The organism is Desulfurivibrio modestus (assembly GCF_044068625.1).
GTDB lineage: Bacteria > Desulfobacterota > Desulfobulbia > Desulfobulbales > Desulfurivibrionaceae > Desulfurivibrio.
Map to the genome: position 1 here is coordinate 85,134 of NZ_JBIPKH010000012.1, position 8,773 is coordinate 93,906.

At 60.1% G+C, this 8,773-nt stretch carries 7 protein-coding genes and 3 tRNA genes; 9 read left to right on the top strand and 1 reads right to left on the bottom strand.

What is annotated here, in order from left to right; all coding sequences use genetic code 11:
- Position 1: 1 nt before the first annotated feature.
- Positions 2 to 1,090, bottom strand: coding sequence for a uroporphyrinogen decarboxylase/cobalamine-independent methonine synthase family protein (locus ACHHRT_RS08825; protein ID WP_395499403.1), 1,089 nt, complete (start codon positions 1,088 to 1,090; stop codon positions 2 to 4).
- A 192-nt stretch (positions 1,091 to 1,282) separates the two neighbouring features.
- Between ACHHRT_RS08825 and ACHHRT_RS08830 the strand changes: the two genes are divergently transcribed.
- From ACHHRT_RS08830 to ACHHRT_RS08870, 9 genes are all read left to right on the top strand, one after another.
- A tRNA-Leu gene (locus tag ACHHRT_RS08830) sits at positions 1,283 to 1,365 on the top strand.
- Between the two features lie 59 nt (positions 1,366 to 1,424).
- Positions 1,425 to 2,753 carry a trigger factor gene (gene tig, locus ACHHRT_RS08835; RefSeq protein ID WP_395499404.1) on the top strand — a complete coding sequence of 443 codons (1,329 nt, stop codon included), beginning with the start codon at positions 1,425 to 1,427 and terminating at the stop codon, positions 2,751 to 2,753.
- Entirely contained in the window at positions 2,753 to 3,355 is a 603-nt protein-coding gene (gene clpP, locus ACHHRT_RS08840; RefSeq protein ID WP_395499405.1) for an ATP-dependent Clp endopeptidase proteolytic subunit ClpP, read from the top strand. The genes tig and clpP overlap by 1 nt, the downstream gene beginning before the upstream one ends.
- 2 nt (positions 3,356 to 3,357) lie before the next feature.
- Positions 3,358 to 4,620, top strand: a complete 1,263-nt coding sequence (gene clpX / locus ACHHRT_RS08845; protein ID WP_395499406.1) for an ATP-dependent Clp protease ATP-binding subunit ClpX — start codon at positions 3,358 to 3,360, stop codon at positions 4,618 to 4,620.
- Position 4,621: 1 nt separating this feature from the next.
- Positions 4,622 to 7,057, top strand: a complete 2,436-nt coding sequence (gene lon / locus ACHHRT_RS08850; RefSeq protein WP_395499407.1) for an endopeptidase La — start codon at positions 4,622 to 4,624, stop codon at positions 7,055 to 7,057.
- An 86-nt stretch (positions 7,058 to 7,143) separates the two neighbouring features.
- A tRNA-Val gene (locus ACHHRT_RS08855) sits at positions 7,144 to 7,219 on the top strand.
- A gap of 12 nt (positions 7,220 to 7,231) precedes the next feature.
- Positions 7,232 to 7,308 (top strand) — tRNA-Asp (locus ACHHRT_RS08860).
- 284 nt (positions 7,309 to 7,592) lie between these two features.
- A complete protein-coding gene (locus ACHHRT_RS08865) occupies positions 7,593 to 7,985 on the top strand; it encodes a helix-turn-helix domain-containing protein (RefSeq protein ID WP_395499408.1) in 393 nt (130 codons plus the stop codon).
- Entirely contained in the window at positions 7,978 to 8,757 is a 780-nt protein-coding gene (locus tag ACHHRT_RS08870; RefSeq protein ID WP_395499409.1) for a hypothetical protein, read from the top strand. Before ACHHRT_RS08865 ends, ACHHRT_RS08870 begins: the two co-directional genes overlap by 8 nt.
- Positions 8,758 to 8,773: the final 16 nt, after the last annotated feature.

Genomic DNA, 8,773 nt, shown 5'->3' on the forward strand with positions numbered 1-8,773 from the left:
TCTAGCGAGGGTATTTGTCGCGTAAAATTGAGGAAACTTCAGAGGTTAAGGTCAAAACCCGTCCGGCGGCTTCCGGGCTCAGGGAGCCGGTGCCGCAACTGGGGGTGATCAGGCTGCGGCTTAAAAGTCGGGGCAGATCCCAGCGGTGGTCGGTCAGTTGCCCGGCCTGTTCTTCCCAGCGGGCAACCAGGGCCGGGGCCGTCTCCCGAGCAATCTGCTCCTCCTCGGCGGTGGGGACCAGGCCCCAGGCGATGATGCCGCCCCGCTCAAGGAAGGCATGGAGGGCGGCGCGGCTGCCGATGAGGCGTTCGAAGTAAGCGTAGGCGTCGAAACTCAGGATGTCGAGCTTTAAGGAGAGCAGGAAGTCCCAGTCGGTATTGGCACAGACATGGATGCCGGCCAGTCCCCCCGCCCCATGCACCGCCGCGATCACCTCGTTGAGGTCGTCGCCGATCTCAGCCAGTGAAACGGTAATATAAGATGAGGAGCCCAGGCCGGCCAGGGCCGGCTCATCGAGGAAGAGCAGCACCGGCACCCCGATCGCGGCCAGAAAACGGGTCTGCCAGGCGGCCTTCATGGCCAGACCCTTGACCACGACTTCATGGAGGGCCGGATCGTACCAGGCATCCTGCTGGTTTTCATCCTTGAGTCCGGTCAGCAGGGTGAAGGGACCGGTGATCTGGCCTTTCACCGCCCGCAGTTGAGCCGGGGGGCTGGCCTGGAGGTGATCCCGCAGGCGGTAGAGGCCGGGAACCCGCTCCGGGCTGCCGGCAAAGAGGGGGCTTTCCAGTCGGCGGGGGTCTTCGCCGGCGGCCAGGTATTCTTCGAAAAAAGCCAGCTGGCGCTCGGGGAAATCGGGGCCGCTGCTCCGGAAAAAGGTGCGCTCATGCTCCCGGCAGAACCCCGGCAGGTTTTCGGAAAACTGGCGCAGCATCCCCCCCTCGGCGGGATTGCCCGGCAACTGGGGCCAGAGGGGAATCTCCGGGGTGTGGGTCAGGATCAGCTCCAGGGCCTGGTCATAGTCGTGGAGGGGTAAACTGCCGATCAGGGTAGCGTTACCCGCCGGCGAAAAGGTTGTTTCCTCGCTCATGGGAAAATATCCGTTTGGTTTCCGTGTCAATGATGACGGTGACGGTCGCCATTGTGGCGACGGCAGCCGAATAGCTAGCAATAATGCGGTGAAAAGTCAATCTGATTCAGCTCCGCCTGCGTGGCCCGCCGGTGGCATCACGCTTGACGCCATGGGGAAAGTTGAGTAACATCAAAAGGTTTTTTTGCGCCCGCGAGAGTGGCGGAACTGGCAGACGCACTGGACTTAGGATCCAGCGGGCAACCATGGGGGTTCGACTCCCCCCTCTCGCACCAGTCGCAATCATGGTTTTTTGCATAAAATCTTACCAACCCAATACCAACAGGAAGGAAATATGGAAGTTCGCATCGAGGAAGTAGGTTCATTAACCCGGAGATTGGAGGTGGTTTTGCCCAGCGAGATGGTGAGCAAGGAGCTGGAGGCCGCCTACGACAAGCTCAAGGGGGAGATCAACCTGAAGGGTTTTCGCAAGGGGAAGGTGCCGCGCAAGGTGCTGGAGAAGAATTACGGGCCCAAGGTGGAGTATGATGTGGCCGATCGTCTGATCCAGGAGAGCTATTTTGATGCCCTGGAGGAGGTCAAGCTTGACGCGGTGGTCCATCCCGAGGTGCGGGAGCATCGTTTTCAGGATGATGGCACCTTTTTCTATCAGGCCGAGGTTGATGTCCGGCCGGTTTTCGAGCTGGGAGAGTACAGGGGGGTCGAGGTTGAAATGCCCGAGCTGGTGGTTAGTGACCAGGATGTCGAGGCCGAGCTGGAAAAGTTACGGCGGGAGCTGGCTCCCCTCCGCAGCGTCACCGACCGGGAGATCGCCAACGGTGATATCGCGGTGATCGACTTCGAGGCCTATGACCAGGGCGTGTTGATGAAGCATGTCGGGGGCAAGGATTATTCGGTGGATGTGGGCAGCGGCCAGGTGGGTCCCGAATTCGAGGAGAAGCTGGTCGGGCTCAAGGCCGGCCAGGAGGCCACGGTGACCATCGATTTTCCCGCCGGTTTCTCCAACCCGATCCTGGCCGGCAAAAACATCGAGTTCAGGATCACGGTTAAGGAGGTCAAGGAGCGGGTGATGGCTGAGCTGGATGATGAGTTCGCCAAGGATGTGGGGGAGGGGTTCGCCTCCCTGACCGATCTGCGCGGCCATATCCGGGGGCAGCGGCTCAAGGCCATGGAGGAGCGGCAACGGGGCGATCTGGTGGATCGGGTGATGGCCGAAATTCTCAAAAGACATGAGTTTGAAGTCCCGCCGCGGCTGGTGGCCCATGAGATCAGCGCCATGATCAAGGAGCTGGAGAACAACCTGGAAAACCGGGGCCTGAGCCTGGAGGCGGCGGGAATCACCCGCGAGTCGATGATCGAGAAATATCAGGACGGGGCGGCCAAGCGGATTCGGGGTGACTTTATCCTGAAGAAGATCGCCGAACAGGAAGAGATCAAAGTGGCGGATGAAGATATCAGTAAGGGTTTTCAGCGCATTGCCGATCAGTACAACATGCCGGTGGCCGAGGTGCAGAAATACTTTCACAGCCGTAACGAGCTGCTGCCCTTCATGCACGAGTTGCTCACCGAAAAGATTCTTGATTTCCTGGTGGGCTCAGCCAAGGTCAAGACGGTGGCTCCGGTTGCCGCCGCCGCTAACCCCGATGAAAAAGAGGATAACTGATGAGCCTCATTCCCTTTGTGATCGAGCAGACCCCCCGGGGCGAACGCTCCTACGATATTTACTCCCGGCTGCTCAAGGAACGGATCATTTTCCTGGGTACCGGTGTCAATGATGAGGTGGCCAATGTGATCATCGCCCAGATGCTCTTTTTGGAGGCCGACGACCCGGATAAGGATATTACTTTTTACATCAATTCGCCGGGGGGGGTGGTCACCGCCGGGTTGGCGATCTATGATACCATGCGTTATGTCAAGTGCGATATCGCCACCCTCTGCCTGGGGCAGGCGGCCAGTATGGCCGCCGTTCTCCTGGCCGCCGGCACCGCGGGTAAGCGCTACTCGCTGCCCAACTCCCGGATTTTGATCCATCAACCCATGGGCGGTTTCCAGGGCCAGGCCTCGGACATCGATATCCACGCCCGGGAGATTCTGCGGATGCGCCAGGAGTTGAACAAGATCCTGGCCCACCACAGCGGTCAGAAATTAAAAAAGATTCAGACCGACACCGAACGTGATTACTTTATGAGCGCGGAGGAGGCCAAGGATTACGGCCTGATCGACAAGGTTCTGCTTGAACGGACCAGCACCAGCGAGGAGGTCTGATAATGGCGAAAAAGAAGAGCGACGAAAGCGAAATCTCCTGCTCCTTTTGCGGCAAGCAGCAGAGTGAGGTCAAGAAGCTGATCGCCGGTCCCACCGTCTATATCTGTAACGAGTGCATCGAACTCTGTAACGAGATCGTCAGCGAGGATCTCCAGAATGAGGAGGCGGCCGGTCAAGGCGCCCCCAAGATGCTCAAGCCCATGGAGATCAAGACCCTGCTTGATGAGTATGTGGTTGGCCAGGAACGGGCCAAGCGCAATCTGGCGGTGGCGGTCCACAACCACTACAAACGGGTGGAGGGTGAGGTTCAGGCCGAGTATCAGGATGTGGAGCTGCAGAAGAGCAACATCCTGCTGATCGGCCCCACCGGCAGCGGCAAGACCCTGCTGGCCCAGACCCTGGCCCGGCTGCTCAACGTGCCCTTCACCATCGCCGACGCCACCACCCTTACCGAAGCCGGTTACGTGGGGGAGGACGTGGAAAATATCCTGGTCAACCTGCTGCAGGCCGCCGACGGCGATCCCCAGCGGGCCAGCCATGGCATTGTCTATATCGACGAGATCGACAAGATCGCCCGTAAGTCCGACAGCGCCTCCCTCACCCGTGACGTTTCCGGCGAGGGGGTTCAGCAGGCCCTGCTCAAGATCATCGAGGGCACGGTGGCTTCCATTCCCCCCAAGGGGGGGCGCAAACACCCCCAGCAGGAGTACATCAAGCTGGATACCTCCAATATCCTCTTCATCTGCGGCGGGGCTTTCGTGGGCCTGGAGCAGGTGATCCGCCAGCGGGTCGGCGCCAAGTCCTTGGGCTTCGGGGCCAAGGTGGTGGGCAAGAGCAAGAAGAAAACCGGGGAGATCCTGGCCCAGGTTGAATCGGCCGATCTGCTCCGCTTTGGTCTGATTCCCGAGCTGCTGGGCCGCCTGCCGGTGGTGGCGACCATGGAAGAGCTGGAGGAGGAGGATCTGATCCGTATCCTGCGCGAGCCGAAAAACGCCCTGACCCGCCAGTATGAAAAGTTGTTCGCCTTCGACGGTATTCGCTTGCGGTTCACCGAAGGGGCCCTGTCGGCCATCGCCCGGGAGGCGATCAAGCGCAAGGCCGGGGCCCGGGGATTGCGCTCGGTGATGGAGGAGGCGATGCTGGATGTGATGTATGAGCTGCCCTCCCAGGAGAGCGCCCGGGAGTGTGTGATCAGCGAGCAGGTGATCACCAGCCGCGATTATCCGGTGGTGCTTTACGACAATGAAGAAAAGAAAACGGCCTGATATGACCGATACCGTTACCGGCCACAAGACCTATCCCCTGATGCCCCTGCGGGATATCGTGCTGTTTCCCCACATGGTGGCCCCCCTGGTGGTGGGGCGGGAGCGCTCGATCAGGGCGTTGGAGGAGGCGATGGCCTCCGGGACCGAGATCTTCCTGGCCACCCAGCAGGACTCCTCCGAGGAGGAACCCAGCGAAGAGGGGGTACATGGGGTGGGCACGGTGGCCGTGGTGATGCAGTTGCTGCGGCTGCCCGACGGCACCATTAAGGCCCTGGTTGAGGGTAAGCGGCGGGCCCGGGTGGTCCGTTATCTGCCCCATGCCGAAATCTTCATGGTGGCGGTGGAGGAGCTGCCGGAGCTGCCCGACTCACCGCCGGTGGCCATCGCCTTCCTCCGCGAACTGCGCGAGACCTTTCAGGAGTACATCCAGCACTACAAGAAGGTGCCCGGGGAGGTGAGCAAGTCCCTGGGCCGGATCGAATCACCGGCCAGGTTTGTCGATGTCCTGGTGGCCCACCTGCCGATCAGCATCGAGGAGAAGCAGCAGGTTTTGGCCACCAGCGATCCGGTGGAGCGTTTTGAGCTGGTGCTCAACCTGCTCCATAAGGAGATTCAGGTTGCCCAGCTGGAGGTCAGTATCCGGGGCCGGGTCAAGAAGAAGATGGATAAGACCCAGAAGGATTACTATCTGGCCGAGCAGATGCGGGTAATCCAGAAGGAGATGGGGGTCAAGGACGAGGCCGCCTCCGACCTGGTGGAGCTGGAGAAGCGGATCAAGGCCAAAAAACTGCCCCAGGTCGCCCTGGAAAAGGTGGAGCATGAGTTCAAGAAACTCAAGTTAATGCCGGGGATGTCGGCCGAGGCCACCGTGGTCCGCAACTATATCGACTGCATCCTCAGCCTGCCCTGGCAGGAGCGCAGCGACAGCAGCCTGGATATCGCGGCGGCGGAGCGGATCTTGAACGAAGACCACTATGGTCTGGATAAACCCAAGGAGCGGATCCTGGAATACCTGGCGGTCAAGTCCCAGGTGGCCAAACTGAAGGGCCCCATCCTCTGTCTGGTGGGGCCGCCGGGGGTGGGCAAGACCTCGATCTGTAAGTCGGTGGCCCGGGCCATGGGTCGCGACTTTGTCCGGCTCTCCTTGGGGGGAGTGCGAGATGAGGCGGAGATTCGAGGTCATCGCCGCACCTATATCGGGGCGATGCCCGGCAAGATTTTGCGTTCCATGCAGCGGGCCAAGGTGGTCAATCCGGTTCTCTGCCTGGATGAAGTGGATAAGATGAGCACCGATTTCCGGGGTGATCCCGCCGCTGCCCTGTTGGAGGTGCTGGACCCGGAGCAGAACCACAGCTTCAGCGATCACTATCTGGATCTGGAGTACGACCTCTCCGACGTTTTTTTTATCACCACCGCCAACACCCTGGCCGGCATCCCCGCGCCGCTGCAGGATCGGATGGAGATTATCCGGCTCAGCGGCTATACCGAAGAGGACAAGGTCAATATCGCCAGTGGCTTCCTGGTTCCCCGCCAACTGGAGGCCAATGGCTTCGCCCCCGATGATATCCGGTTCTCCGATCAGGCCTTGCGGGAGATTATCCGTCATTATACCCGGGAGGCCGGGGTCCGCAATCTGGAGCGGGCCATTGCCGCCATCTGCCGCAAGGTGGCCCGCGATCGGCTGCGGCAGAAAAAGGGCGCCAAGAAATACCGCCTGACCCCGGCGGCGGTGGCCGCCCACCTGGGGGTGGCCAAGTATCGCTACGGTTTGGCCGAAGAACAGGATCGGGTGGGACTGGCCACCGGTCTGGCCTGGACCGAGGTGGGGGGCGAGTTGCTGCAGATCGAGACCGCCCTGATGCCCGGCCAGGGCAAACTCACGGTCACCGGCAAACTGGGTGAGGTGATGCAGGAGTCGGCCCAGGCGGCCTTGAGCTACGTCCGTTCCCGGGCCGAACGTTTGGGGTTGGCCCCCGACTTCTATCAGAAAATCGATATCCACGTTCATGTGCCCGAGGGGGCGATTCCCAAGGATGGGCCATCGGCGGGGATCACCATGGCCACCTCCATGGTTTCGGCTCTGACCAAAATGCCGGTGCGCCGGGAGCTGGCGATGACCGGGGAGATCACCCTGCGGGGGCGGGTGCTGCCCATCGGCGGGCTGGCGGAAAAACTGCTGGCCGCCAAACGGGGCAACATCCGCCGGGTTTTGATCCCCAGTGAGAACGAGCGTAATCTGGAGGAGATCCCGGCCAAAATCCTCAAGGATCTCCAGATTGAGCCGGTGGAGAATGTTGACCAGGTGCTGGAATGCGCCCTGATCTACCCCGCCGACCGCCCGCTTTTCCGCGATCTTCCCGATCCCAACGGGGGAGGGGAGTCCCGGCCGGTGCCCCCGCCGTGTCTGCCGCCCCTGGAGTACCACCCGCCCCAGTAATTTTCTTTGGCCCCTGCCGGGGGCCGGCGGTTATTTTTGCTTGACGAATTGCAGCCCCTGTGGTTAATAGGGGGCCTCATCGGGATGGGCGAATAGCTCAGCTGGGAGAGCATCGGCCTTACAAGCCGAGGGTCACAGGTTCGATCCCTGTTTCGCCCACCATTCCGATATCCAGGGGTTGTAGCTCAGCTGGTTAGAGTGCTGGCCTGTCACGCCAGAGGTCGCGGGTTCGAGCCCCGTCAACCCCGCCAGAAAAAACAAAGGGAAATCAAGCATCTAGGCTTGGTTTCCCTTTTTGTTTTTTGCCAGTCAGTTGGTCCAAAAACCGGTCGTTTTTATTTTTTGTGGTCCATAATTGGTCCAAATGGTCCCGATTTTTCCCAATGATCCCCGTTGCGATTATTTACCTGTTGGTCCAAGAGTGGTCCACGATTGATCTGGGTGAGTTTTTTTGTCATTGTCGGCATGGCAAGCATCGGATAAGCTCCCAATGCTGATTTGAATTTCTTCGCAGACCGTAGCCAGGAGGGGGGCGATGTCCGAAGATTCGCCTGTCTATAGGGTGCGAGCCAGGCCCGATAAAAAAAATCCAGCCGGACACTCTGAAGGCCCCGCTGTCAATCAGGTTGCCGTTCTCCCATCGCGTATTTTCTTCGACCCCAGGATTGGGCCGGCACCACTCCGCGTTTTCGGTTTACTGGCCTCTGTGGCTGACCACGACGGCTACCGCTACGTCCATGTCAGGTGGCTGGCCGAGTGTCTTGGGCTTTCATTGAGGTCCATTCAGCGCCACCTGAGCCTTCTGCGGGCAACAGGGTACATTGTCACCGATCCCACCTTCGAAGAAGGGACCAACCGGCAAGGAGTCAACCGTTACCGGATTGTCCTTGATGGCGTTATCCCGGAGGAGGGTAGGCAGGATGCGTGAATTTTTCTGCCTGCTGGCTCTTGGCTTTTCTTTCGCCCTTGTTTTTCCTTCGCTTGCCCCCGCTGGTAGTGTTTCGACGCAGACCCTTCATGGGTTGATTGACAATATCCAGGGCCATGAGGTCACCGTGCTTGGTGAACATCACGGACGCCCGGAGTCTCCCAGGCTTCTTGTCGAGCTGGCCGAGGCCATGACCAGGGGTGGTGAATGCCTCGGTGTCGGCCTGGAGATCTACTCAGATCAGAATGAGTCGCTGGCCGGATTTATGGCCGGCGATGGGCCGGTCGGTGCCATTGCTGTCTCGTCGGTGATCGACCATGCCGGGTTCCGGGAGATGCTGGTCGAACTTCGACGGCTTGTCCGGGATGATCGCTGCCTGGAGATCCGGGCGGTGGATTTGCCCAGGCGCTTATGGGGCGGAGAGATGACCCGGGATGAGTGGATGGCTGATCAACTGGCCGCCATGGTGGGCAATGGTCCGGTGGTGGCGTTACTGGGCAACGCCCATGCCATCAAGAGTGTCCGCTGGGAGGACGGGGTTGACCGGCCTTATGTTGCCGAGCTACTTGGTCGGCAGGCTGTGGAGGTTTTTTCGGTCATGCAGTATTGGCCGGCCGGGGTGGAGTGTGAGGGCCGGTTTGGGCGTTGGTATGATCGTTGCCATGGATGGGCTCAGGCGGCGTTTGAGAGTGTTTTGAGGGTGCGGTCTGTGGTTGAGCAGGATGATGTTTCTGGGATTGGTGACGGGGTGGTTGTTTGGGAATGTGGGTGATCAATCTCGTTATGCC